Origin of the sequence: Leifsonia sp. McL0607 (assembly GCF_049993355.1) — a bacterium.
Lineage (GTDB): Bacteria > Actinomycetota > Actinomycetes > Actinomycetales > Microbacteriaceae > Leifsonia.
The window spans coordinates 3,556,409-3,581,319 of the sequence record NZ_CP188253.1 but is presented as its reverse complement, the minus strand read 5'-3'; the positions used below and the strand labels follow the sequence as shown (position 1 = coordinate 3,581,319).

Sequence of the window (24,911 nt, the reverse complement as noted above, 5' to 3'; positions counted from 1 at the left end):
CGCGACCTCCAGGCTACGCGGCGTGCCGCACGAGCAGGACGCCCCGTCAACACTTCGACACAAACACGACGACCCGAAGGTGCACACCCCGCCATGACGCTCGAGACGACCGGAGCCCTGCCCCGCCTCGCTGACCGCTCGCCGCAGATCACCGGCGCCGAGATCGCCGCGAGCCTGGTGCCGCCGTCGCAGTTCGAGCACGCCACCTTCGACTCCTACCGGCCCGACCACGACTACCCGTCGCAGTCGGAGGCCGTGGCCATGCTCAAGCTGTTCGCCAAGTCATGGGAGCCGCAGCGCCCGGCCGGGCTGTTCAGCCGCAGCCGCAAGAAGGTGGAGGCCATGAAGCCGGGCGTCTACCTCGACGGCGGTTTCGGCGTCGGCAAGACGCACCTCCTCGCCGCCCTGTGGCACGAAGCCCCCGGGCCCAAATACTTCGGCACGTTCATCGAGTACACCGCGCTCGTCGGCGCCCTCGGCTACGCCGCCGCTGTTCAGCTGCTGCGCGGCTCGACCCTGATCTGCATCGACGAGTTCGAGCTCGACGACCCGGGCGACACAATGATGATGACCCGGATGCTGGGCGAACTGGTGGCCTCCGGAACCCGGATCGCCGCCACCAGCAACACCCCGCCGAACGCCCTCGGCGAGGGCAGATTCGCCGCGAGGGACTTCCTGCGCGAGATCCAATCGCTGTCCGCGAACTTCCAGACCCTCCGCATCGACGGCCTCGATTACCGCCGCCGCGACACATCGGGCTCCGCCGTCACGGTCGACGCCGCCGAGTACGAGCGGGTGCTGACGGCGCTCGCCGACCGCGGGGAGACCGCCACCAGCGACACGTTCGACGCGCTCATCGCGCACTTGGCGACGGTCCACCCGTCCCGTTACATCAAGATGCTCGACGGCGTCGACGTCATCGGCCTGGCCGACGTGCACGTGCTGCACGACCAGATGGCGGCGCTGCGCCTGGTCGCGTTCATCGACCGCGTGTACGACGCCGAGATCCCGATCGTGCAGACCGGCACCCCGCTCGACGCCATCTTCGACGACGAGATGCTCGCCGGCGGCTACCGCAAGAAGTACCTCCGCTCGGTCTCGCGCATGATCGCTCTGACCGCGGGGGAGTTGCCGCCGCACGACGAGTGAGCGCCCGGCTTCCGCCTTTCGGCGGATTCGTGGAGGCACGAAACAGACTGTTTACACAGCACAGGATCGCGTAACACCGACGAAACACCAGAATCCCGCATCCGAAACGTCGCGAGAACAAACTGGCTCCACCCCGAAGCGCCCGGCTCGGCTCCGATGAGCTCGAACCCACCCCCAGGGCGTCGCACAGAGAGGTAGAGACCCGGCATGGTGTTGCACACAGCAGCGGACTACGCATCCACAGGAACCGTCAACTCCCTGTGGCTGCTCGTCGCCGCAGCCCTCGTTCTCCTGATGACGCCCGGCGTCGCGTTCTTCTACGGCGGCATGGTCCGCGCCAAGAGCGTGGTGTCGATGATGATGATGAGCTTCGGGGCGATGGCCATCGTCGGCGTGCTCTGGGTCGTCTACGGTTACGGCCTGGCCTTCGGCACTCCGCTCATCCCGCACGTGCTCGGCACGCCCGACTGGTTCCTGTCGAGCCTGATGGGCAAGGACGGCATGACGCCCGACCTCGGCGGCCTCGCCTTTGCCGGGTTCCAGGCCACCTTCGCCATCATCACCGTGGCGCTGATCTCCGGCGCCATCGCCGACCGTGCCAAGTTCGGCGCGTGGATGGTCTTCGCCGGAGTCTGGGTGACCATCGTGTACTTCCCGGTCGCTTTCTGGGTGTTCAACCTCTCGCAGGGCTGGGTCGCTTCCGTCCTGCACGTGAACGACTTCGCCGGCGGCACCGCGGTGCACATCAACGCCGGTGCTGCCGGCCTCGCCCTCGCCCTGGTGCTCGGCAAGCGCGTCGGGTTCTCGAAGGGCATGAGCAAGCCGCACAACGTGCCGCTGACGCTCCTCGGCGCCGCACTGCTGTGGTTCGGCTGGTTCGGCTTCAACGCCGGCTCGGAGGCCGCAGTCGACGGCGTCGCCGCCATCGCCTGGATCAACACCCTCGCCGCTCCCGCCGCCGCGACCATCGGCTGGCTCGTCGTGGAGAAGGTCAAGGACGGCAAGCCCACGTCGATCGGCGCCGCCTCCGGTGCGGTCGCCGGTCTGGTCGCGATCACTCCGGCCTGCAATATCCTGACCCCCGGCTTCGCGATCCTGCTCGGCCTGGTCGCCGGCGCCATCTGCGCCGTCGCCATCGACCTCAAGTTCAAGCTCGGCTTCGACGACTCGCTCGACGTGGTGGGCATCCACCTCATCGGCGGGCTCGTCGGAACCCTGTGGATCGGCTTCTTCGGCTTCACCCACATCGACGGCGACGCCTCCAAGCCGTTCTCCAGCCTCTGGTACGGCGGCAGCTGGGTGCAGCTGGGCGCACAGGCTGTCGGTGCGTTCAGCGTCCTGATCTACTCCTTCGTCTTGGCGTACGCGATCGGCTGGGTCATCCAGAAGACCATAGGCTTCCGGATCAAGAACGAGGACGAGCTGGCCGGCGTCGACACCGTGGTGCACGGCGAGGAGGGCTACTCGCTCGAGCCGGTCTGACCGCTCGGCTCCAGACAGCACACGGACGGGGTGCCGCCTTCGGGCGGCGCCTCGTCCGTCGTTGCCGTCCGTCTTGCGAGGGGTGCGGCGGGCGGCGACGGCTAGGGTGATGGAGGCACGGAGGGCGAAGGGGCGGGATGGTCGCGACGAGCGAGCAGGTGGACGCACTGCTGCTGTTCGTCTGCGGAGCCCTCACGCTGCTCATCCCGGCGGGCCTCGCGTTCTTCGTCGGCGGCCTCGGTGGCCGGTCGACCGCCTCCCGGGCGCTGCTGTTCGTGCTGACCGGGACGGCGACGACCATCGTGCTCGGGGTGCTCGGAGGCTACGGGATGCTGGCCGGAGTGCCGTGGATCGCCCACGTCGTCGGGACGCCGTCGTTCGACCTCGCAACCAGTCTCGCCGCAGCGGGCGCGCACGGCGGCTCGCTCTACGATCTGGCGCGAGGGGGCGCGCTGCTGGCGGCCTGCTCGGTGTCCGTCGCGATCGTCGGTGTCGCCGTCGCCTCCCGGATCACGCTGCGCGCCTGGCTCGTGTTCACCGTGCTCTGGTCGGTGCTCGTGCTGTATCCCATCGGCTACGCCGTCTTCGCGCTCGACGACGGCTGGGCGACGGGCGTGCTGGGTGTCATCGACTTCGGCGGGGCGTTGCCGATCGGCGTCGCGGCGGGCGCCGCGGCGGCAGGTGTGATCCTCGCCTGCCGTGGCGGTGAGCACCGGCCGCCAGGGGAGCGTAGCTTCGCCGGCGTCGCGCTCGGAGGAGCGCTGGTCTGGGTCGGCTGGCTCGGGCTCACCACCGGGTCGGAGGGCGCGGTCGACGCGTACACGGGGCTCATCGCGATCAACTCCTTCCTGGCCTCGGCGGGAGGGTGCCTCGCCTGGATGGCGGTCGACCGCGTGCTGCTGCGGCGCCCCACGACGACGAGCGCGCTGTGCGGTGCGTTCTCCGGGCTGGTGGCGATCACGCCGGCGTCGGGTGTCCTGACCCTCGGTTGGTCACTGCTGCTGGGCGTGATCGCCGCGCTCGCCTGCGCGACGATGGTCGACCTCGCCGCGCGTGCCCGATTCGGGGCCTCCATGGCGCTGATCGTCATCGTGACGGTGGCGAGCCTGGTCGGCCTCCTCTACATCGGGCTCTTCGCAGACGGCGGCGGGGTGATCTACAGCGGCAACTTCGATCTGTTCACCGCGCAGGGGATCGCCGGCTTCTCCGTGCTCATCGGCTCGTTCGTCGTCTCGCTGGGCCTCGCGCTCGCGCTCCGGTTCACGATGGGGCTCACCCGGGTCCGCTATCGTGCCCAGAGTGAGCCGACTCCTGACCGCGATCGCGAGACTGTTCCGTCCGCAGGGCGCGAAGACCACTGAGCGGGCGCGTGCCGCTTCCGTTGCGGCCCGGTCGAGTCTGGTCGAGCGTGCCGAGCCGGGCAGCACAGGTGTCAACGCGACGATGGAGGTCGATCCGCACCGCCTCTCGCGCCTCCGCACCTCCTACAGCCCGCGGATCGACGGCGACCCCGATCCCGGCGAGATCGTCTGGGCGTGGGTCCCCTACGAGGAGGCCGACGGACGCGGCAAGGACCGCCCGGTGCTGGTGGTCGCCGCCGAGCCGGGCGACTCGGTGATCGCCGTCGCGCTGACCAGTCAGGAGCACCCCGGGCGTCCCGAGTACCTCGCGATCGGCTCGGGCTCGTGGGACGGACAGGGGCGGCCCAGTTTCGTCCGGATCGACCGTGTCTTCCGCGTGCACAAGAACGGCATGCGCCGGGAGGCCGCGGCCCTGGACGCACGTCGGTTCGCCACGGTGCGAACGGCGTTGCAGCAACGGTACGGCTGGCGCTGACGCGGGCCTCGCGCGTCAGGGGCCGACCGCTTCCCTGCATGACGAACGGTGAAGGGGGCCTCCACGAGGCTATCGGCTCGTCACTACAGTGGCCGCATGGCTGACGACTGTTCGCGCTCACTCGACTTCGAGACGCGCCAGATCCACGCGGGATCGGTCGTGGACGCCGAGACCCGCGCCCGCGTCACGCCCATCTACCAGACCGCCGGCTACGTCTTCGACGACTTCGATGACGGGGAGGACCGCTTCGCCGGCCGCAGCCGCTACCGCTCCTACTCGCGCAACGACAACCCGACGAACGCGGTCGCCGGTCGCCGCATCGCCGACCTGGAGGGCGGTGTCGACGGCATCGTCGTCTCCAGCGGCCAGGCCGCGATCGCCGCCGCGATCAACGCGCTCGCCGAATCCGGAGATCATGTCCTCGCCACGCGCTCGCTCTACGAGGGGACGCGCGAGCTGTTCCGTGGCGTCCTGAAGCGCCAGGGCATCGCCTTCGAGTACGTCGACGAAGACGCGACCGACGAGGAGTGGGCGGCGCGATTCCGTCCGAACACGAAGGCCGTGTACACCGAAACGCTGCCGAACCCGCTGAACCAGGTGGTCGACATCGCGCGGCTGGCCGCCATCGCGCACGCCGCCGGTGTGCCGCTGTTGGTCGACAACACCGTGCCCACGCCATACCTGTGGCGGCCGATCGAGGACGGCGCGGACATCGTCGTGCACTCGACCTCCAAGTGGCTGATCCGCCTCTCCATCGGCATCGAGAGCCCCCGCGACCTCCTCGCGGACCTGGACCGTGCCCTGGCGGCCGCTTCGAGTTCCGCCACCACCGCCCCTTGAACGGTTGCTCCCGACACGTCGTGCGGGCCGGGTTGCGGCGTCAGCCGGCGAGGGCGGGGGAGCGGACCACGGCGACGGTGCGCGCGATGCGCTGCACGGCCTCCACGACCGTGCTCGGGTCGCAGGCCAGGTTGATGCGGGCGAAGCCGCGCCCCTGCTCGCCGAACGCGAGTCCGGAGTTGAGCGCCACCCGGCCGACGTCGATGAGCGCGCGGGCAGGGTCGTCGCCGAGTCCGGCGGAACGGAAGTCGAGCCAGGCCAGGTAGCCGGCGTCGGGGCGCACGACCCGCACGGCCGGCGCGTGGGCCGCGAGCTCGGCCTCCAGGAGGCGGATGTTCTCGACGAGCTGGTCGAGCAGCCCGTCACGCCAGCGCAGGCAGGAGAGGGCCGCGACGTTCGCATGGAGGCCGAGGATGCTCGTGCGTGCGGCGAGCTCGTCCGGCAGGCCTCCGAGCAGGTCGGCCGTCGCGGGCTCGGCGGCGACGATGACCGCGCACTTCAGCCCGGCGAGGTTCCATGCCTTGCTCGCGGAAGTCACGGTGACGGAGCGTGCGGCCGCCGCGCGGGCGACCGGAGCGAACGGGGTGAAGCGGGTGCCCGGGTGGGCGAGCGGGGCGTGCACCTCGTCGCTGACGACGAACACCCCGTACCGGGCGGCGAGACGCGCGAGAGCCTCCAGAGTGCGGCGACTGTGACATCGGCCCGTCGGGTTCTGCGGGTTGCAGAGCAGCATCGCGTCGACGCCCGCTGCGAAGGCGGACTCCAGCGCATCGAGATCGAGCGCCCAGCCGGCGTCCTCTCGCAGCGGGACAGCGACGGCGACGGCGTCGGCCTCCTCGATCATCTCGAGGAACGGCGGGTAGACCGGAGGCGTCAGCACGACCCGGCCGCCCGACTCCGGCAGCACCAGCCGCAGCGTCTCCACGACGCCCACGGTGACATCGGTGGCGAGGTGGACCCACTCCGGGTCGACGCCCCACGACCATGAGCTCCAAGCGAAATCGGCGAACGCGGGCGCCAGCGGACCGGCGGAGTCCAGGTACCCGGTGTCGGAGTTGCGGAGGGTGTCGGCGACCCGGTCGAGGATGGCCGGCTCCACATCGAAGTCCATCTCGGCGACGAACACCGGCAGCACGTCGGCCGGATACCGGCGCCACTTGATGCACGACCGCGACGCGAAGAGCTGCTCCAGGGGGCGTGCCGGCGTGAAGCTCATTGGCACAGGGTGCCGCACGGCGGGCAGGACCGCGAGCGCGGGTGTCACGGAACGTAAGGTTGGGAACGACCGGGAAGGCCACCTGACGGTCACGTCGTCGGTCGCACACATGAGAACGGCTCCCGGTGACCGGGAGCCGTTGTTCAGGTGGGCGATACCAGACTCGAACTGATGACCTCTTCCGTGTGAAGGAAGCGCGCTACCAACTGCGCCAATCGCCCGTTGCTTCGACCGGACTGATTCCGGCCGCGAGACTCGATACTAGCCGACCGCGACCCTCCAATGCACATCGGGGCGGCGCATCGGGCGTTGCACCGCGCGACACACCCGGCCGGCCTGGCCGGTTTTGTCATCGGAGCGGGGATCGGCTAAAGTCATTCAAGTGCCACGGAGATCGGGGCGCGAAATGCGGATGTAGCGCAGTTGGTAGCGCATCACCTTGCCAAGGTGAGGGTCGCGAGTTCGAATCTCGTCATCCGCTCGAGTCGGCCCGGTTTCCTCGGATTCCGGGCCTCTCGAATACGGTACGGGTCTTCCGTGTTGTGGCTTCGGTGGATTGGCCGAGAGGCGAGGCAGCGGCCTGCAAAGCCGTATACACGGGTTCGAATCCCGTATCCACCTCGATCCTGAGAAACATCAGGTTCGGGCGATTGGCGCAGCGGTAGCGCGCTTCCCTGACACGGAAGAGGTCACTGGTTCGATCCCAGTATCGCCCACCATCGAAGACCCCTGATTTATCAGGGGTCTTCTTCGTTTCCGGGTCCAGAACGCAGAGCCCGCGGGACATATGCGGGACATGTTCTACCGCGGACGAAATGGCACCAACGAGTGCGTTTTCGGCTGGTATGCGAGCGAGGCGCATTGCTGGGATGTGGGCGCGAGGAGTGGCCAGACCTGTGGACCGATGAATTGGTTGTGGGCGACGGGTCTGGCTCGCGGAGCGAACGGCTCACCGGGCGATGGTCGGCCGCGTGTCGGTTCCTGCTGAGAGAATGACCTTGAGTTCCCTGCAAGAGAAGGATGTCCGTGCCACCGAGGAAAAAGGCCCAGCCCACCACGAAGTCTCTTGAGGCCACCCTGTGGGATGCGGCTGACGAGTTGCGCGGCAAGATGGACTCGGCTCAGTACAAGCATGTCGTGCTCGGGCTGATCTTTCTCAAGTACGTTTCGGACACCTTCACGGTTCGTCATGACGAGTTGGCTCGGCTGGTCGATGACCCAGACTCGGATTACTTCATGCCGACGCCACAGGCGAAGGCTTCGGTGCTGGTTGATCGGGACGAGTACACCGCCGAGGGCGTCTTCTGGATTCCTGAGGGCCATCGCTGGGAAGACCTGCGTGCTGCCGGACAGCAGGCTGATATCGGCTCCCGGGTGGACAAAGCGATGGAGGCTATCGAACGGGAGAACCCGAGCCTGCGCGGGGTGCTGCCGAAGAACTACACCCAGCGTGAGGTGAGCGCCGAGTCCATCGGCGGGCTCATCAACACCTTCTCCCGGCACGACCTGGCCGCGGCCGAGTACAAGGACCTTGACGTGCTGGGCCGGGTGTATGAGTACTTCCTGGGACAGTTCGCTTCGAACGAGGGCAAGAAGGCCGGGGAGTTCTACACGCCACGCTCCGTGGTGAGCCTGCTCGTGGAGATGCTGCAACCCTTCCACGGGCGTGTGCTTGACCCGGCGTGTGGCTCGGGCGGCATGTTCGTTCAGGCGGAGAAGTTCGTCACTGCGCACGGTGGCTCCCGCAACGACATCTCCGTGTTTGGGCAGGAGTCGAACCCGACGACGTGGCGGCTGGCGAAGATGAACCTCGCGGTGCGCGGCATCGAGGGCAATCTCGGCCCGGAGTGGGCCGACTCGTTCCACGCGGATGCGCACCCGGACCTGCGCGCGGATTTCGTGATTGCGAACCCGCCGTTCAACGACTCCAGGTGGGGCGGGGAGCGGCTGCGTACCGACCCGCGCTGGGTGTACGGCGCACCGCCTGCGCAGAACGCGAACTACGCCTGGTTGCAGAACCTCCTGTGGCACTGCGCGCCGACCGGGACCGTGGGGACGGTGCTCGCGAATGGGTCGCTGTCCTCCCAGCAGAATGGCGAGGGCGCGATTCGGCAAGCGATGGTCGACGGTGATGTGGTGGAATGCATCGTCGCGCTGCCGCCGCAACTGTTCTACGGTACGCAGATTCCGGTGTGCCTGTGGTTCCTCACGAAGAACAAGGTCGGCTCTGGGCTGGCGGGTGAGGCGCCGCGTACTCGCCTGCGGGAGACGCTGTTCATCGACGCCCGCTCGGTCGGATTCATGGAGACCCGGACGGTGCGCGCGTTCTCCGAGGAGGACGTGGCCCGGATCGCCGACACCTACCACGCCTGGCGCGGCACACCCACCTCTGCCGGGCAGACCTACGAGGATGTGCCCGGATTCTGCCGGTCGGTCAAAACGGCCGAGATCGCCGAGCATGGCTATGTGCTGACGCCGGGCCGTTATGTCGGTGCCGAGGCCGTTGAGGACGACGGCGAACCGCTCGATGAGAAGATTTCCCGACTAACAAAGGAAATCCGCGAAGGCTTCACCCGCCGCGCTGACTTGCAGGCTACCGTCCTCGCCGCCCTCGACTCCCTGGAGGCGGGCGATGGGTGAGACGGTTCCGCTCGGCGACCTAATAACGATCACACGAGGGACGACTTACAAGAGCGCAAGACTCGGTGAACCAGGCCCGGTCTTGCTTGGGCTGGCATCAATCGCTCGCAACGGTGGGTTCCGCGACGACAATCTGAAGACTTATGGCGGTGACTCACCAGAAAAGCTACTCGTTCGCCCCGGCCAGTTGTTCGCCTCTCTGAAGGATGTGACTCAGTCCGCTCACTTGCTTGGTAGCGTCGCAAGGGTGCCGCCGCGCGGGCCGCTCGGACGGCTCACGCAGGACACTGTTCGACTCGACATTGCTTCTGATTCAGTCGACCCGTCGTACCTATATCTGAATTTGCTCACGCCGACCTATCGCGACTATTGCCGCAGTCACGCCACGGGGACCACAAACCTCGGTCTCCCCCGAGAGGACTTTCTTGCGTACCCCGTCAGGCTGCCCTCGCTGGATGAGCAGCGGCGGATTGCGGGGGTGCCCGGCGCGCTCGACGACCTCATCGAAACCAACCGCCACCTCGCACGGACACTGGAAGCCCACATGTTGACACTGTTCGCGTCTGAGGGGTTTGACGACGAACCGCAAGGCAACTCGCTCATGCTTTCAGAGCTGGTAGAGGTGAACCCAAAGCTCCCTAAGCCGGTCGGCGAAGCAGCCTACGTTGACATGGCAGCGCTGCCAACGGACTCATCCCGCATCGCGACGGTCGTCCGGCGGCCAGCAGTAGGTGGTGCACGGTTCCAGAACGGCGACACCCTATTGGCGCGGCTCACCCCATGTCTGGAAAACGGGAAAGCAGCGTTTGTAGATGTCCTCGGCGAAGACGAGGTGGCGGTCGGGTCGACCGAATTCATCGTCCTTCGTGATCGAGGAAAGCTCGGACCGCATTGGTCGTACATGCTTACGCGGAGTGGGCGTTTCCGCGACTACGCCATCCGCCACATGAACGGCTCCTCCGGGCGACAGCGCTGCGCGCCAGCATCGCTCGAGTCGTACCTGGTTCCGATGCCCACGCCTGATGCGCTCTCGCGGTTCCGCAAAGCGGCAACGAGCGCTTTTGACGCCATTGGGTCATTGAACGACGAGATCGCTGACTTGACCCGCATCCGCGACGAGCTTCTGCCGTTGCTGATGTCCGGCCGGGTTCGGGTCCGCTCCGGGCTGTCGGCGGCTGCCTCTACCGTGTCTTCGTCAGCAACGTTGATAGGAGACACGCAATGAGCGAGGCGAACCCCACCGACCCGACGCTGTGCCCGGCGTCCGGCGAGAACACAGGGAAGATGGAGTTCATTCCGGGATCAGATGAGTGGTACATCTGCTGCCCACAGTGCGGGATGCGGTGGGCAGGCGGGCCGACCGTGCTCGACCCGCACCGCCCACCAGGTCAGCCGAGACTATGACAGATGACTGAACGACACGTGACCCCGGTGGGGATGGATGCTCCGGCGGTACCCACTCCCAGGGATCCAGCGGCTCCGATGCCCGAGGGGTATGCCCCCTGGTTGGAGGAATTGAAGGCGCGGGTTCGCACGACGCAGTTCCGGGCGGCGCGGGCGGCGAACGCCGAGGTGATCCACTTGTACTGGTCGATTGGTCGGGACATTCTGGACCGACAGGAGCGACAGGGCTGGGGTGCGAAGGTCATCAAGCGGCTCTCGGTGGACTTGCGTGCAGAGTTTCCGGGGCAGAGCGGTTGGTCGGAGACGAGCCTGAAGTACATGCGGATGCTCGCGGTGGCCTGCCCGACGCTGGAGGCAATTGGTCAGCAGGCTGCTGACCAATTGCCGTGGGGTCACGTCATGCTGCTGCTTGGCAAGACCAAGAGCGCTGAGGATCGCGAGTGGTACGCCCGGCGCAGTGTGGAAGGTGGCTGGTCGCGGGCCGTCCTCGGACTAAAGATTGATACCCGGGCGAAGGAACGTATCGGCAAGGCTCCGTCGAACTTCGCGGCTCGGCTCGATTCGCCGGATTCGGACTTGGCGCAGGAGATGGTCACGGATCCGTACGTCTTTGAGCATGTAGCGCTGACCGATCCGCCATCGAGCGTGAGGTCGAGGACGCGCTGATGAACCGCATCCAGGACACTCTGATGGAGTTGGGGCGCGGTTTCACGTTCGTCGGACGCCAGGTGCGGTTCACCATCGATGGCCAGGACCAGTGGGTGGACCTGATCTTCTTCCACGCCGCGCAGTTGCGCTACGTCGTCGTTGAACTCAAGGCGGTTCCGTTCCAGGCTGCGTTCACCGGGCAATTGGCGATGTACGTCTCGATCGTGGATGATGTGCTGCGCAAGCCCGCGATCCACGCTCCCACGGTGGGACTGTTGCTTTGCACGGGGAAGCGTGACGCAACAGTTCGCTACGCCCTTGCCGGAATTGCGGCACCGATTGCGGTCGCTCAATGGCAGGGGCTTCCCGAAGACGCGAAAGCGGTGCTGCCGCGCGCCGAGGAGTTGGAGGCGGTGCTGCAGGACGAGTACGAGCATCAACTCGCGATCCAGCAACGACGGCTGGCTGCGAACCGAGAGGGTGCGGGGGGTGATGCCGATGGCGACCCCGACTGAGGATGATCTTGAACGCTGGGTGCTGGAGATGTTGGGCGAGTTGGGCTGGCATCACGTCTACGGCCCGGACATCGCGCCGGACGAACCAGCCACCGAGCGAAACGACTGGCGAGAGACCATCCTCGAAGGCCGATTCGCCGCAGCAGTCGCCCGGCTGAACCCGGAGTTGCCGCCGTCGGCGGTGGCCGATGTCGTGAGCACGGTGAAGCGGGCCGAGTCGCCGGTGGTGGAGTCGGAGAACTGGCGGGCTTACCGGCTGTTGACGGACGGGGTGCCGGTCGAGTTTCACGATGCCAACGGGCAGGCGCGGACGGCGCGGGTGCGGCTGGTGGATTGGGAGAATCCGTACGCGAACGACTTGGCGGCGATCAATCAGTTCACGGTTGAGGGGCCGAAGAAGACCCGCCGTCCGGATGTGTTGCTGTTCGTCAACGGTTTGCCGATGGTGTTGTTTGAGCTGAAGCGTCCGGGCAAGGAGTACGCGAAGATCACCGGCGCGTACCGGCAAACGCAGACGTATCGTGAGCAGATTCCCGAGGTGTTCACCTGGAATCAGGTCACCGTCATCTCGGATGGGTTGGAGGCGTTGGCGGGGTCATTCTCTGCGCCGTGGGAGCACTGGGCGGCGTGGAAGACCATTGACGGGAGCATTCGCGACCCGCGCGATGGGGAGGCCAGGCGTATCCCGCCGATTGAGGTGTTGACGCGGGGCATGTTCGCTCCCGACGTGTTTTTCGACCTCATCCGCAATTTCATCGCCACCTTCGGTGAGGGCACTTCGACGCGCAAGGTCGTCGCCAAATATCACCAGTACTGGGCAGTGAAGAAGGCCATCGCGCAGACCCTTGAGGCGGTCGAGACGGATGGGCGTATCGGTGTGGTGTGGCACACGCAGGGTTCGGGCAAGTCGATGGAGATGGCGTTCTACGCGGGCGCGGTGATGCGTGACCCGCGCATGGAGAACCCGACCGTTGTCGTGCTCACCGACCGCAACGACCTCGACGACCAACTCTTTGATGACACCTTCGCCTCCGCGAAGCCGGGTTCGCCGTTACCGGAGAAGCCGGTGCAGGCCGAGTCGCGGGAGCACCTGAAGGAGTTGTTGGCGGGGCGCGAATCTGGCGGGATCATCTTCACGACGATCCAGAAGTTCGGGCTCACCAAGGATGACCGGGAGGCGGGGCGGCAGTTCCCCCTTCTGTCCGATCGGCTGAACATCGTCGTCATGGTGGATGAGGCGCACAGGTCGAACTACGACATGATCGACGGTTTCGCCCGCAACGTGCGCGAGGCGCTGCCGGAGGCATCGTTCATCGGCTTCACCGGCACCCCGATCGACACGAAAGACCGCTCGACCATCGAGGTGTTCGGCGAATACATCGACGTGTACGACATGACCCAGGCCATCGAAGACGGCGTGACGGTCAAGGTGTTCTACGAGCCGCGCCTTGCCCGCGTCGAGTTGCCGGCGGAAACCCGTGCCCAGATTGACGATGAGTTCGATGACGCGACCACGGGCAGCGAGGACGAGATCAGTGAGCGGCTGAAGTCCAAGTGGGCCAAGGTCGAGGCCATCGTCGGCTCACAGAAACGCATCAAGCAGTTGGCCGCCGACATTGTGGCGCAGTGGGAAGCCCGCAGAGACGCGCTGAGCGGCAAATGCATGGTCGTCACCATGAGCCGCCGCATCGCCGTGGACTTGCACGACGAGATCGTGCGACTCCGGCCCGACTGGCACAGCGACGACGACGCGGCCGGAGTGGTCAAGGTGGTCATCACTGGGTCTGCGACCGATCCTGCGAACTTCCAGCCGCACATCCGCAACGCCGCCGAACGTCGAGCGATGAAGGCGCGCGCATCGAACCCGGATGACCCGTTGGAGATGGTCATCGTCCGCGACATGTGGCTGACGGGTTTCGATTCCCCGCCCATGCACACCATGTACGTGGACAAGCCGATGCGCTCGGTGGGACTCATGCAGGCCATCACGAGGGTCAACCGGACCTTCCGTGACAAGCCGTCCGGCCTGGTCGTGGACTACATCGGTATTGCCGACGATCTGCGCGAGGCCCTGACCACCTACACCGACCGGGACAAGAAGGACCGCGCCATCGGCGATGACGTGCGTGCCTCCGCGATCCCTGAGATGCTGGTCGAGCATTCGGTCGTCTCTGGGCTGTTGTCGAGTGTGGACTGGGTGACGACGCTGGCCAGCGGAAGTGCGAAGGCGTACGTCTACGCCGTAACCGAGGCGGTGGACTTTCTGTTGGAGTCCGAGCGGGGTGCTGACGATGATGATGGCAGCGAAGGTAGCCCGGGTGAGTTCGACCTCGACGTCTCGTACGGCGCATCGCTGAAGAAGCGGTTCATGGCCCACACCGCCCGGCTCAAACGGCTGTACTCGCTCGTCCCGTCATCGGATGAGGCACGGGCGATCCGCGATGATATGGCGTTCTTCGATGGGGTGCGTCAGTCCATCTCCAAGATCGAGGCCACTGATCGGGAGACCTCCGGGGATGCGATGGACACCGCGATCCGGCAGATCATCTCCACTCACGTTGCCGGGTCGGGGGTCATCGATATCTTCGCCGAAGCGGGCCTGGTGAAGCCTGACATCTCCGTCATCGATGACGACTTCCTCAAGCACTTCGAGGCAAGCGACCAGAAGAACCTCCAGTTGGAGGCGGTGCGTCGTCTCATCTCGAACGAGGTCAAGATCGTCGGCAAGCGCAACATCGTCGCCGGGCGGCGGTTCTCCGAGATGCTGACCGACGCGATGCTCCGCTACCAGAACCGCGCTATCACCTCATCCCAGGTCATCGCCGAGATCGTTGAACTCGCCAAAGCGATCCGCGCCCAGCGGGAACGCGGCGAGGCCACTGGGCTGAGTGAGAACGAGTTTGCGTTTTACGACGCCATGCTCACCAACGACTCCGCCCGTGCAGCGATGGAGGATGCGACCCTCCGGGCCATCGCTCACGACCTGACCGGCATCGTCCGCCGCGACGCCAAGACCGACTGGCAGGTCAAGGAATCCGTGCGGGCGAAACTGCGCACATCCATCAAGCGGCTTCTGCTCAAGCACGGCTACCCGCCCGATCAAGAACCCGCCGCCACCGACCTCATCCTCCAACAAGCTGAACTCATGGCTGAGGGTGACGACGCACGCAGCCATTCGAACATTCAATCTCCGGCTCAAGAATCGGTCCACTGCCAAGAAGTCGCTCCTTGACCGCTGTTGGGCCGTTTTCGTGCGTGGGGGTTGCGTCCACCCCGAGTCGGTCTCACTGGTTCGATCCCAGTATCGCCCACCAGACAACCCCGGCTTCGGCCGGGGTTTTGCCGTTTCCGGCTGGATTCGCGCCGCGCGCGACACCACTGTCCGCGCGACACGCCCACCGGTCTGGCGAGGGAAACGGATGGGGCCGCACGTTCGATATGCTCTCTCAGGCTGCGGTCCGGAATTCGCTCCGGCGTGCACAAGGCGGCCAGTATCAAGAGGAGCACCTAGCGTTGCACGACCACGCGCAAAATCGTCGGATCGACTTGTCGATCGTCGTCCCGTTGCACAACAGTGCGATGGTGCTGGCTCGGACAGTCGAACGCTGGGTCGACTACCTCACGGAGGGGCATCACGAGATCATCCTCGTCGAGAACGGGTCGACGGATCTCACGTGGGCGCTCGCGCAGGAGGTCGCTCGCGACAACCCTCATGTCACCTTCCAACTCGCACGATCGGCGAAGGGGATGGGGAACGCTCTGCGACGCGGCATCGAGCTGACCCGCGGCCGTTACGTGCTTCTCACGGCCGACGATCTTCCGTTCGACTTCACGGACATCGAGCAAGCGCGCGCGCTCGACCCCCGTCCCCGGATCGTCGTCGGCTCGAAGGCTCATCCGGGCTCCGAAGTGAGCCGTCACGTCCACCGCAAGCTGTACACCTACGGTTATCGTCTGTTCCGGCGCGTTCTGCTGGGTTCGAAGGTCGGCGACTCGCAGGGCACCATCATCGCTGAGGGCGACTGGCTGCGGCAGGTAGTCGAGCACGTCGACGAGCCGGGATTCCTCTTCACCACCCAACTCATTTTCGTCGCCGAGCTCCAGGGAGTCTCCATTTCCGAAGTACCCGTGGTCCTGTCGTCAGACCATAGCCCCAAGCCGTCCACGGTCCGAGTGTCGGACGTTTTGGACATGGGAGTAGGCCTCCTCCGACTCCGAAAAGGCCGAACGAGCGCGAACGCCCGGCTGATCGCCGAGGTCGCCGAGTGAGGCCCGCCGCGTGGGGCGCCACGCTGTGGCGCTGGGCTCGCGGCACGCTCGGCATCGCGGTCGCGATGGCCGTGCTCCTCGGCACGCTCGAAGTCTGGGGCAACGCGAGCGGTGGATACTACGCCGGTCTCGGTGACCACGTCGTGCTCGCCCCGGAGGGGCTGAGCTGGGCCATTCCCGGAGCATTCGCCAACGACTGGTTCATGGCGGCAGCCCCGCAACCGCACTGGTTCTTCGACATCGTCACGTATCTCGGACAGATCTCCGGTCACCTGTCGTCCGCGTACGCGGCGTTCTGGGCCGTGGGGCTGCTCGCCTTCGGCGGCGCCACGGCCATCCTCGCGGTCCGGATCGGCGGGCGCGCCGCCTGGCCGCTCGCGATCGGCTTCACGATGCTGATCTCGCAGACGCCGTGGTTGATCGGAGGAACGGGTTCGCTCGTGATCCCCGTGGCCCTGCCGGCCGTGACGAGCGCGAGCCTCGTCTACCTCACCATCGCGGCGTTGCTCACGGAGCGCCGGTGGCTCGCAGCCGTCACCGCGGTGATCGTCGCCATCGTGCACGTCCAGCAGGGCGCGAACATCGTGATCGTCCTCACGGCCTTCACCCTGATGGACGCGATCCGCGCGAGACGGATCGACTGGCGCCTGGTCGGGGCGATTGTGCTCTCCCTGGCTTTCGTCGTGTTCGGCCTCGTGCTCCGCCCGGTCGCGGCCAATCTGAGCGACTTCGTCCAGATCTGCGACCAGATCATCCCGTACCACTGCGCCGCCCACCTGTGGGGGCCGCTGGATCTCATCGCGACCGTGGGGCTGATCGTGCTCACCGGCCTGTCCGTATTCCTCCTGCCGCGGCGGTCCCGTCTCGCCTGGCTGGTGACGGTCGGGCTCGCGACACTGGGCTTCGCCCTCGGTTTCGCAGCCGATGCCCTCAGCGTCCCGGTCCTCGGCCAGCTCGCCCAGGGTGTGAACGTGTACCGGCTCGGCACCGTCCTGCTGCCGTTCGCGATCTGGGGGATCATGCTGCCCCTGGTCCGACCGGCCCTGGACCGCTGGAGCCTCGTGCGGCTCGCCGTCTGGGCGGTCTCCTTCTGGGCACTTCTCATGAGCTCCAGCTGGATCGTGACGGGGGTGAGGGACCCGCTGTTCCTCGGAGCGATCGCTGTCATCGTGGCGGCGGGACTCGTCGCCGCACGATACCGGAAACGGGTGAGCCGGGCGTTCATCGTGGGTTTGACGTCGTTTCTCCTCGGCCTCCTGTTCGTCTTCGTCGCGGCCGGATCGGGCCATCTGACCATCAAAGCGCCGAACTTCCGCTTCGTCCCCGATCAGGCGCTCGTCGCGTGGGGAGCCGAGGTCCGCTCCGTCGTTCCGAAGGGCAGCGTCATCGTTGCGTCTCCCCGCACGACCTGGCTGAAGATCGTCACCCAGCGTGCGGTGATCGCGGACTGCAAAGACGTGCCGTACGGCGGTGAGCCGTGGCGCGAGTGGAAGCGGCGACTCGGAATGCTCGGCGGCTTCGACCAGTGCGTCGCTCCTGGCCCCCTCCTCTACAACACGTTGTCCGCCGACGCTCTGATCAAGGCGGCCGACGAGTTCCATTCCGATTTCATCAGCATCGACCCCCCACTCCAAGAGACGGCGGACGCTCTGAAGGCTCGGGGCTGGAAACAGGTCGTCAGCCCCGTGGGAAACTCGGGTACGACCATCTTCGGCCGGGGGTCTCTTCGCTGACACGGAAGAGGTCGCTGGTTCGATTCCGGTATCGCCCCGCAAACCCCGGCTTCGGCCGGGGTTTTGCGTTTCGCCCCACTCGACGCTTCAGGTTTCTGTATGGACTCTCATGAACGGGTCGTTGTCTTCCCTCGACTCTCAGGCGTTTGATGGTCACGCGCCAACCAGCGCACTTCTCGCATCGGAGAAAGGACATCCATGCGCACGACAACCAGAACCCTCAGGGCCGCTGCCGTCACCACCGGCGCGGCCCTTCTTTTCGCAGCCTTGGCGGCATCGCCCGCCGTCGCGGCTCCGGGAAGGAACGCCCTGCCAGGAAGCCAGCCCTCATGGGCGAACGCGAAGGCACTCCGGTCCGCGGCTCCCGCCTCCGACACAGTCGACCTCCGTGTGTACCTACCGTGGCGCAATCAGGCGCTCGCAGAGCAGACCGCGCTCGCGGTGTCTACGCCCGGCTCGCCGAGCTACCGGCACTATCTGAGCGCCCAGGACTTCCGCAAGCAGTTCGCGCCGGCGCAGTCGAGCGTGGTCGCGGTGCAGCAGTTCCTGCGATCGGCGGGCTTCTCCATCGTCGACACGCCCTCCAACAACCGATACGTGTCCGCCGAGGGCACCGTCGCCGAGGCGCAGAACGCGTTCGGCGTCACGCTCGGCGAGTACGACGCGTTCGGTACGACGTTGCGCGCTCCGGAGTCCGCGGTCACCATCCCCGCCTCGCTGGCCGGGATCGTCGAGAGCGTCGCCGGCCTGGATCAGGGCGCCAGCCTCATCGCGCCGAACAACACGAACGGAAACGGCAATGGGCCGAACCAGGTCCACGGGGCGTCGTCGACCGGGTTCCGCGCCGGACAGCCGTGCTCGCTCTGGTACGGCGAGAAGACGGTCGCGATGCCGAACGCGCCGGCCTATGGCACCAGCACCAAGCCGATCGCCCCGTGCGGGTACACGCCCGCGCAGGTACGCGGCCTGTATGGTCTCGACTCCGTCACCGCGACGGGCGCCGGCCAGACGGTCGCGTTCGTCGGGGCCACAGCGAGCCCGACGATCGTGCAGGATGTGACGGAATACAGCAGCTTGCACAACCTCCCGGCCCCGAAGATCACCCAGATCGTCGCTCCGGGCGTGTACAAGCTCCCCGACACGCCCAAGCAGACTCCGGGTGCCTTCTACGGCGAGGAGACGCTGGACGCCGAAGCGATCCACTCGACGGCGCCCGGCGCGAGCCTACTCTACGTCGCCTCCGCGAACGCGCGGCAGGACTTCGACGCCTCCGTAAACCACGTGGTCAACGGCCACCTGGCGAGCATCCTCTCGATCTCCTACGGTTTCTTGGGGGAGGCGGTGCCGCAGGGCTTCATCAACAGCCTCAACAACACCTTCATCCAGGCCGCAGCGACCGGCATCGGCGTCTTCGTCTCCAGTGGGGACAGCGGTGACGAAGTCGGCAACTTCGGTTCGCCGCAGGTCGACTTCTATGCCGACAGCCCGTGGGTGACGGCGGTCGGCGGTTCGTCGGCCGCAGTCGTACCGTCTGGTGCGGCCGCGAGCGGTCTCACCTATGGTGCGCTCGACGACCCGACCTCCGCCCTCAACCAGAATGGCTGGAAGCGGTCGTTCGAGGTCGGCTGGCAGACCGCACTCGACCCGGTGAAACCGACCGCCACCGACCACATCACGAGCGCACCGTACGAGCTCGACGGCACCTTCGCGTTGCCCCTTCCCGGGAGCTTCAACGGCGGCGGAGGCGGCGGCGTGAGCAAGGTGTTCGCGGAGCCGTCGTACCAGGCGGCGGCGGTCGGTTCGGCCTCCGGACGGCTGGTACCGGACATCAGCGCCCTCGCCGACCCGAACACCGGCCTGCTCGTCGGCCAGACTCAGGCGTTCAGCAACGGCACGTATTACGACGAGTACCGCATCGGTGGCACGTCGGTGGCCGCGCCGTTGACCGCTGGCATGGCGGCGGTCGCCAACCAGATCGCCGGTGCGCCGCTCGGGTTCCTGAACCCGCGCATCTACGGCGCGTACACGGCAGGAGGCTCTGCCTACTACGACGTCGACCAGGCCGACCTGTTCGGTTCGGCGCTGCCGTCGGTGCTCCGAGTCAACTATGTGAACAACGAGAACGCGGCGGGCGGCCTCAGCTACAGCCTGCGGACTGAGGAGACGCCGAACCAGACGCTCCACAGCACCAAGGGCTACGACACCGCTACCGGAGTGGGGACGCCGAACGGCGCCTCCTTCTTCGCGGCGATCACCAAGTAGCGTCCAACGTAGCACGGCCGAGCGCCCCCTCCCGCGCGGGAGGGGGCGCTCGCGCCGACTAGAGTTGACCCATCCCCATTGGAATACGACTCTAGGAGTGGACAGGTGGCCGACGGCTTCGAGCTCTTCACCGACCGTTCCGTTGTCGCGATGCGCGTCAACGGTGAGCTGAAGGATCTCGCGACGACCGTCACGACCACCGACACCGTCGAGCCGGTCACGATCGACTCGCCGGACGGTCTGAACATCCTGCGTCACTCCACCGCTCACGTGCTCGCGCAGGCCGTGCAGGCGGTGAACCCCGAGGCGAAGCTCGGCATCGGCCCGCCGATCACCGACGGCTTCTACTACGACTTCGACGTCACCGAGCCGTTCACGCCGGAGGATCTCAAGGCGCTCGACAAGGAGATGTCGCGCATCGTCCGTGCGGGTCAGCGTTTCGTCCGCCGGGTCGTCACCGACGACGGGGCGCGCTCCGAGCTCGCGGGCGAACCGTACAAGCTCGAGCTGATCGGGCTGAAGGGCGGCGCTGCCGAGGGCGGCGACGAGTCCGTGGAGGTCGGCTCCGGCGAGCTGACCATCTACGACAACGTCGACCCCAAGAGCGGTGAGACCGTCTGGAAGGACCTCTGCCGCGGCCCGCACCTCCCGAACACGCGCATGATCGGCAACGGCTGGGCGCTCACCCGCGTCGCCGCGGCCTACTGGCGTGGCTCGGAGAAGAACCCGCAGCTGCAGCGCGTCTACGGAACGGCTTGGCCAAGCAAGGACGAGTTGCGGGCGTACCAGACCCGCATGGAGGAGGCCGCCAAGCGCGACCACCGCAAGCTCGGCGCAGAGCTCGACCTGTTCAGCTTCCCGGACGAGATCGGCTCGGGTCTCGCGGTGTTCCACCCCAAGGGCGGCATTATCCGCAACGAGATCGAGAACTACATGCGCGAGAGGCTGATCGCGAACGACTACGAACTCGTGAACACCCCGCACATCACCAAGGGGCACCTCTACGAGATCAGCCAGCACCTCAATTGGTACAAAGACGGCATGTTCCCGCCCATGCACCTCGATGAAGAGCACGACGCCGACGGCAACGTCACCCGGCAGGGGCAGGACTATTACCTCAAGCCGATGAACTGCCCGATGCACAACCTCATCTATCGTGCGCGCGGGCGCAGCTATCGCGAGTTGCCGTTGCGGCTGGCGGAGTTCGGCACTGTCTACCGGTACGAGAAGTCGGGAACCCTCTCCGGCCTCACCCGGGTGCGCGGCCTCACCCAGGACGACGCGCACATCTACGTGACCGACGACCAGATCAAAGACGAGGTCGCCCGACAGCTCGAGTTCGTGCTCGAGACCCTCCGCGGTTACGGCCTCGTCGATTTCTACCTCGAGCTGTCCACGAAGGACCCGGAGAAGTACGTCGGCAGCGACGAGAGCTGGGAGTCAGCGACCGAGACCCTCCGCGAGGTCGCGATCGAGTCGGGCCTCGAACTCGTGGACGACCCGGGCGGTGCGGCGTTCTACGGCCCGAAGATCTCGGTACAGGCGCGGGATGCGATCGGACGCACGTGGCAGCTGTCGACGGTCCAGCTGGACTTCAACCAGCCGGAGCTGTTCGAGCTGGAGTACAACGCGGCCGACGGCACCCGCAAGCAGCCGGCGATGATCCACCGCGCGCTGCTCGGCTCGATCGAGCGGTTCTTCGCGATCCTGCTGGAGCACTACGCGGGCGCCTTCCCGGTCTGGCTGTCGCCGGTCCAGGTGGTCGGCATCCCGGTCGCCGACGCGTACGGGCCGTTCCTCGACGACGCCATCTCGCGGCTGAGGGCCCGCGGGGTCCGCGCGGAGGTCGACCACTCCGACGACCGCATGCAGAAGAAGATCCGCACTCACACCAAGGCCAAGGTGCCGTTCCAGCTCATCGTCGGCGAGGAGGACGCGACCGCCGAAACGGTGAGCTTCCGCTTCCGCGACGGCACGCAGCGCAACGGCGTGACCGTCGACGAGGCCATCGAGCGGATCGTCTCGAGCATCGGGAGCCACGAGCTGGTCGACACGGCATGGCTCGACTGAACGACTCGCACGAGGCCGCTGGCGCGGACGGGATCGACGTTCCCGTCCGCGTCGACGACCCGTCGTACCTGGTGGGTGTGCCGGACGAGTTCCAGCGGCTCTGGACGCCGCACCGGATGGTCTACATCCAGCAGGGCGACCCCGGTCACGAAGGATGCCCGTTCTGCGTGGCGCCGACCCTGGGCGACGAGGATGCCCTCATCGTCGCGCGCGGAAAGCACGCGTACGCGCTGCTCAACCTGTTCCCGTACAACAGCGGACATCTGCTGGTGTGCCCGTACCGTCACTTCGCGCTCTACGACGAGGCGACGCCCGAGGAGGTCGCCGAGATCAGCAGCCTCACCCAGACGGCGATGCGCGTCATCCGCGAGGTGTCGAGGAACGACGGCTTCAACGTCGGGATGAACCAGGGCGCGGTGGCCGGAGCCGGGATCTCCGCGCACCTCCACCAGCACATCGTGCCGCGCTGGGCGCAGGACGCGAATTTCTTCCCGATCATCGCCCGCACCAAGGCGCTCCCGCAGCTCCTCGGCGACGTCCGCGCCGAGCTCGCGAACGCCTGGCCGAAGAACGCCGACTAGAGGCGCCGACATTCGCGCAGAATGACGCGCTCAACGCGGTCAGAAGCAACATTCGGGGCGAATGCGCGACGCTCAGCGCACCTGCGTCACGGCGAACTGCTCGCGCGGGTTCGCGTAGTACTCCTGCGACTCGACCAGCTGCAGCTCGCGCTCGCCCGACTGCAGCGTGCGGTCGAGGAGGTCGTACACGCTCGACACCGTCTTGCGCAGGGCAGCCGCGGCGTCGCCGGAGGCCACGTAGTGGGCGGTGAACAGTGCGGCGGTGACGTCGCCCGAGCCGTTCGCCTTCAGCGGCAGGCGGGGCGTTCGCACGATCCACGCGCCGGCGTCGTCGACCGCGAGCATCTCGATGGTGTCCTCCGAATGATCCGGACGCTCGACGCTCGTGACGAGGACGGTTCGCGGGCCCATCGTGCGCGCCGCATCCACCGACTCCAGCGTTGACTCCAGCGTGTCCGGCTCGGTGCCGGTGAGGTAGCCGAGCTCGAACTGGTTCGGCGTGATGATGTCGGCCACCGGCACGACGCGCTCGCGTAGGAGGTCGGGGATGGCCGGCGCGACGAAGCAGCCCGACGTGACATTTCCCATGACGGGGTCGCAGGCGTACACGGCGTTCGGGTTGGCGGCCTTGACCCGCGTGACCGCGTCGACGACCACGTCGCCGATGCCCTCGCTGCCCTGGTACCCGGAGAGGACGGCGTCGATCTGTCCGAGCACGCCGCGCTCCTCGATGCCGGTGATCACCTCCCGGACTTCGTCCGGTGCGATGAGCGGACCGCGCCACGCGCCGTACCCGGTGTGGTTGGAGAAGTTCACGGTGTAGACGGGGAGCACCTCGACGCCGATGCGCTGCAAAGGGAACACGGCGGCGGAGTTGCCGACATGACCGTAGGCGACAGCGGACTGGATCGAGAGGATCTTCATCCTCCGATCCTCTCATCTCGCCGAGCGCTGCCCCGCGACGTCCGCGAGATCGTCCAGCAGCCGGCCGGCTTCCTCCTCGGTGAGGTCGTGCACGGTCAGCCGCAGCTGGTGCGAGGGCGCCCGCCGCTCGCCGAGCCCGAACTCGTCGCCCGTGCGGGCGAGCCAGCCGCGTCGCATGAGCCGCTCGGCGACGAGCCGCGCCTCGACCGGGAGATCGATCCACAGGTTGAGACCGTCGCCGGCCTCCGTCGGCAGCCCCCGCTCGGTGAGCCGTTCGGCGAAGCTGGCGTTGCGCGCCGCGTAGTGGCGCCCCGCCGCCGCGATCTCCGCGAGCACCGACTCATCGCTCAGCTGCGCGAGCACCAGCCGCTGGAGGATGTGGCTCACCCAGGTCGTGCCGGGGCTGAGCCGGAAGGCGAGGCGCTCCGCGGTCTCCTGGTCCGTCGCGGCGACAGCGAGGCACATGTCGGGGCCGAGGAACTTCGACACCGAGCGCACGAGCGCGAACCGCCGATGGCCCGGGCCGATGAGGGTCTCGTACGGCCGCTGCGACAGCATCGAGAAATGGTCGTCCTCGATCACCAGCACGTACGGGTGGCCGGCGAGCAGGGCGCGCAGCTCGGCCGCGCGGGCGGGGGAGAGGGTCGCACCCGTCGGGTTCTGAGCCCGTGGCGTGCTGATGATCGCGCGTACTCCCGCGTCGAGGGCCGCCCGGAGTCCGTCGACGGTCATCCCCTCGGCGTCGACCGGCACGGGCATGGCGCGGTAGCCGCCGTGCCGCACCGTGTGGATGCTGGCGAGGAAGCACGGGTCTTCGAGGGCGACCGCGTCGTCGCGGAGGAGCGCCTGGGCCAGCAGACGCTCGACGGCGTCGACGGCCCCGTTGGTGACCGTGATCCGCAGGTCGTGCTCGGGGAGGTCCTCCCGGACCCAGGAGAGCGCTCGTGCGTGCAGGGCGGGGTCGATCACGGGCTCGCCGTAGAGCACCGGGCGGCCGACCGCGTGGGCCAGCGCGGCGGACAGGTCGGGGATGCGAGCGGGATCGGGATTGCCCGTGCCGATGTCGCGCAGCACACTATCGGCCGCGAACCCCTCCTGCGCGACGGCCTCCACGCCTGCGATCACCGTGCCGGCGCGCCCGCGGGCGACGACGACTCCGGCCTGCGCGAGCAGCCGGTAAGCGGCGACGGCCGTGTTGCGGTTGACCTGAAGCAGGGAGGCCAGCTCGCGCACCGGCGGCAGGGCGTCGCCGCGGCGCAGCGCCCCGCGCTCGTGCAGCGCGCGCACGCTCGCGGCGATCTCCGCCGCCGTCGTTCCCGTGATGACCTGTTCGTCCATTCCA

18 protein-coding genes and 4 tRNA genes are annotated in these 24,911 nt (G+C 67.1%); 18 read left to right on the top strand and 4 right to left on the bottom strand.

From position 1 onward, the window contains the following. The first annotated feature begins 93 nt into the window (after positions 1–93). From zapE to ACPPVW_RS17200, 5 genes are all read left to right on the top strand, one after another. Positions 94–1,149, top strand: a complete 1,056-nt coding sequence (zapE, locus tag ACPPVW_RS17220) for a cell division protein ZapE (RefSeq protein ID WP_426624282.1) — start codon at positions 94–96, stop codon at positions 1,147–1,149. 207 nt (positions 1,150–1,356) lie between these two features. Next, a complete protein-coding gene (locus ACPPVW_RS17215; protein WP_426624281.1) occupies positions 1,357–2,631 on the top strand; it encodes an ammonium transporter in 1,275 nt (424 codons plus the stop codon). A gap of 137 nt (positions 2,632–2,768) precedes the next feature. Beyond that, on the top strand, positions 2,769–3,992 hold the full coding sequence (locus tag ACPPVW_RS17210) for an ammonium transporter (RefSeq protein WP_426624280.1): 1,224 nt from the start codon (positions 2,769–2,771) through the stop codon (positions 3,990–3,992). 37 nt (positions 3,993–4,029) lie between these two features. Next, positions 4,030–4,467, top strand: a complete 438-nt coding sequence (locus ACPPVW_RS17205) for a type II toxin-antitoxin system PemK/MazF family toxin (protein ID WP_426626334.1) — start codon at positions 4,030–4,032, stop codon at positions 4,465–4,467. Between the two features lie 96 nt (positions 4,468–4,563). After that, entirely contained in the window at positions 4,564–5,307 is a 744-nt protein-coding gene (locus tag ACPPVW_RS17200) for a PLP-dependent transferase (protein ID WP_426624279.1), read from the top strand. Between the two features lie 40 nt (positions 5,308–5,347). Here the strand turns inward: ACPPVW_RS17200 and ACPPVW_RS17195 are convergent, their stop codons facing one another. Both ACPPVW_RS17195 and ACPPVW_RS17190 read right to left on the bottom strand, forming a co-directional pair. Continuing rightward, entirely contained in the window at positions 5,348–6,523 is a 1,176-nt protein-coding gene (locus tag ACPPVW_RS17195; RefSeq protein ID WP_426624278.1) for a MalY/PatB family protein, read from the bottom strand. 148 nt (positions 6,524–6,671) lie between these two features. Beyond that, positions 6,672–6,744: transfer RNA gene (locus tag ACPPVW_RS17190), tRNA-Val, on the bottom strand. 187 nt (positions 6,745–6,931) lie between these two features. Here ACPPVW_RS17190 and ACPPVW_RS17185 point away from each other — a divergent pair. The 13 genes from ACPPVW_RS17185 to ACPPVW_RS17125 all read left to right on the top strand — a co-directional run bounded on the left by ACPPVW_RS17185 (position 6,932) and on the right by ACPPVW_RS17125 (position 22,645). Continuing rightward, positions 6,932–7,004 (top strand) — tRNA-Gly (locus ACPPVW_RS17185). A gap of 69 nt (positions 7,005–7,073) precedes the next feature. Beyond that, positions 7,074–7,144, top strand: a tRNA-Cys gene (locus ACPPVW_RS17180). 23 nt (positions 7,145–7,167) lie between these two features. Beyond that, positions 7,168–7,242: transfer RNA gene (locus ACPPVW_RS17175), tRNA-Val, on the top strand. 307 nt (positions 7,243–7,549) lie between these two features. Next, a complete protein-coding gene (locus tag ACPPVW_RS17170; protein WP_426624277.1) occupies positions 7,550–9,163 on the top strand; it encodes a type I restriction-modification system subunit M in 1,614 nt (537 codons plus the stop codon). Further along, a complete protein-coding gene (locus tag ACPPVW_RS17165) occupies positions 9,156–10,388 on the top strand; it encodes a hypothetical protein (protein WP_426624276.1) in 1,233 nt (410 codons plus the stop codon). Before ACPPVW_RS17170 ends, ACPPVW_RS17165 begins: the two co-directional genes overlap by 8 nt. Positions 10,389–10,669: 281 nt before the next feature. Further along, positions 10,670–11,233, top strand: coding sequence for a DUF1016 N-terminal domain-containing protein (locus ACPPVW_RS17160; RefSeq protein WP_426624275.1), 564 nt, complete (start codon positions 10,670–10,672; stop codon positions 11,231–11,233). Beyond that, entirely contained in the window at positions 11,233–11,730 is a 498-nt protein-coding gene (locus tag ACPPVW_RS17155) for a PDDEXK nuclease domain-containing protein (protein ID WP_426624274.1), read from the top strand. Before ACPPVW_RS17160 ends, ACPPVW_RS17155 begins: the two co-directional genes overlap by 1 nt. Beyond that, a complete protein-coding gene (locus ACPPVW_RS17150) occupies positions 11,714–14,962 on the top strand; it encodes a type I restriction endonuclease subunit R (protein ID WP_426624273.1) in 3,249 nt (1,082 codons plus the stop codon). The genes ACPPVW_RS17155 and ACPPVW_RS17150 overlap by 17 nt, the downstream gene beginning before the upstream one ends. Before the next feature lie 314 nt (positions 14,963–15,276). Next, positions 15,277–15,999 carry a glycosyltransferase gene (locus tag ACPPVW_RS17145; protein WP_426624272.1) on the top strand — a complete coding sequence of 241 codons (723 nt, stop codon included), beginning with the start codon at positions 15,277–15,279 and terminating at the stop codon, positions 15,997–15,999. Beyond that, complete coding sequence (locus ACPPVW_RS17140) at positions 15,996–17,732, top strand: DUF6798 domain-containing protein (protein WP_426624271.1); 1,737 nt, start codon at positions 15,996–15,998, stop codon at positions 17,730–17,732. The genes ACPPVW_RS17145 and ACPPVW_RS17140 overlap by 4 nt, the downstream gene beginning before the upstream one ends. 198 nt (positions 17,733–17,930) lie before the next feature. Further along, positions 17,931–19,994 (top strand): S53 family peptidase, encoded by a 2,064-nt coding sequence (locus tag ACPPVW_RS17135; protein WP_426624270.1) that lies wholly within the window; start codon positions 17,931–17,933, stop codon positions 19,992–19,994. A 105-nt stretch (positions 19,995–20,099) separates the two neighbouring features. Continuing rightward, positions 20,100–22,064: a threonine--tRNA ligase gene (gene thrS, locus ACPPVW_RS17130; protein WP_426624269.1), complete on the top strand. Its 1,965-nt coding sequence runs from the start codon at positions 20,100–20,102 to the stop codon at positions 22,062–22,064. Further along, positions 22,052–22,645 carry an HIT family protein gene (locus tag ACPPVW_RS17125; RefSeq protein WP_426624268.1) on the top strand — a complete coding sequence of 198 codons (594 nt, stop codon included), beginning with the start codon at positions 22,052–22,054 and terminating at the stop codon, positions 22,643–22,645. The genes thrS and ACPPVW_RS17125 overlap by 13 nt, the downstream gene beginning before the upstream one ends. Before the next feature lie 72 nt (positions 22,646–22,717). Here ACPPVW_RS17125 and pdxY read toward each other — a convergent pair whose 3' ends face one another. Continuing rightward, positions 22,718–23,569, bottom strand: coding sequence for a pyridoxal kinase PdxY (pdxY, locus tag ACPPVW_RS17120; protein ID WP_426624267.1), 852 nt, complete (start codon positions 23,567–23,569; stop codon positions 22,718–22,720). A 12-nt stretch (positions 23,570–23,581) separates the two neighbouring features. Further along, complete coding sequence (locus ACPPVW_RS17115) at positions 23,582–24,907, bottom strand: aminotransferase class I/II-fold pyridoxal phosphate-dependent enzyme (RefSeq protein ID WP_426624266.1); 1,326 nt, start codon at positions 24,905–24,907, stop codon at positions 23,582–23,584. Positions 24,908–24,911: the final 4 nt, after the last annotated feature.

Coding starts and splice junctions, on each gene's coding strand:
- zapE (WP_426624282.1), top strand. CDS start 94: ATGACGCTCGAGACGACCGGAGCCCTGCCCCGCCTCGCTGACCGCTCG.
- ACPPVW_RS17215 (WP_426624281.1), top strand. CDS start 1,357: ATGGTGTTGCACACAGCAGCGGACTACGCATCCACAGGAACCGTCAAC.
- ACPPVW_RS17210 (WP_426624280.1), top strand. CDS start 2,769: ATGGTCGCGACGAGCGAGCAGGTGGACGCACTGCTGCTGTTCGTCTGC.
- ACPPVW_RS17200 (WP_426624279.1), top strand. CDS start 4,564: ATGGCTGACGACTGTTCGCGCTCACTCGACTTCGAGACGCGCCAGATC.
- ACPPVW_RS17195 (WP_426624278.1), bottom strand. CDS start 6,523: ATGAGCTTCACGCCGGCACGCCCCCTGGAGCAGCTCTTCGCGTCGCGG.
- ACPPVW_RS17165 (WP_426624276.1), top strand. CDS start 9,156: ATGGGTGAGACGGTTCCGCTCGGCGACCTAATAACGATCACACGAGGG.
- ACPPVW_RS17155 (WP_426624274.1), top strand. CDS start 11,233: ATGAACCGCATCCAGGACACTCTGATGGAGTTGGGGCGCGGTTTCACG.
- ACPPVW_RS17150 (WP_426624273.1), top strand. CDS start 11,714: ATGGCGACCCCGACTGAGGATGATCTTGAACGCTGGGTGCTGGAGATG.
- ACPPVW_RS17135 (WP_426624270.1), top strand. CDS start 17,931: ATGCGCACGACAACCAGAACCCTCAGGGCCGCTGCCGTCACCACCGGC.
- ACPPVW_RS17125 (WP_426624268.1), top strand. CDS start 22,052: ATGGCTCGACTGAACGACTCGCACGAGGCCGCTGGCGCGGACGGGATC.
- pdxY (WP_426624267.1), bottom strand. CDS start 23,569: ATGAAGATCCTCTCGATCCAGTCCGCTGTCGCCTACGGTCATGTCGGC.
- ACPPVW_RS17115 (WP_426624266.1), bottom strand. CDS start 24,907: ATGGACGAACAGGTCATCACGGGAACGACGGCGGCGGAGATCGCCGCG.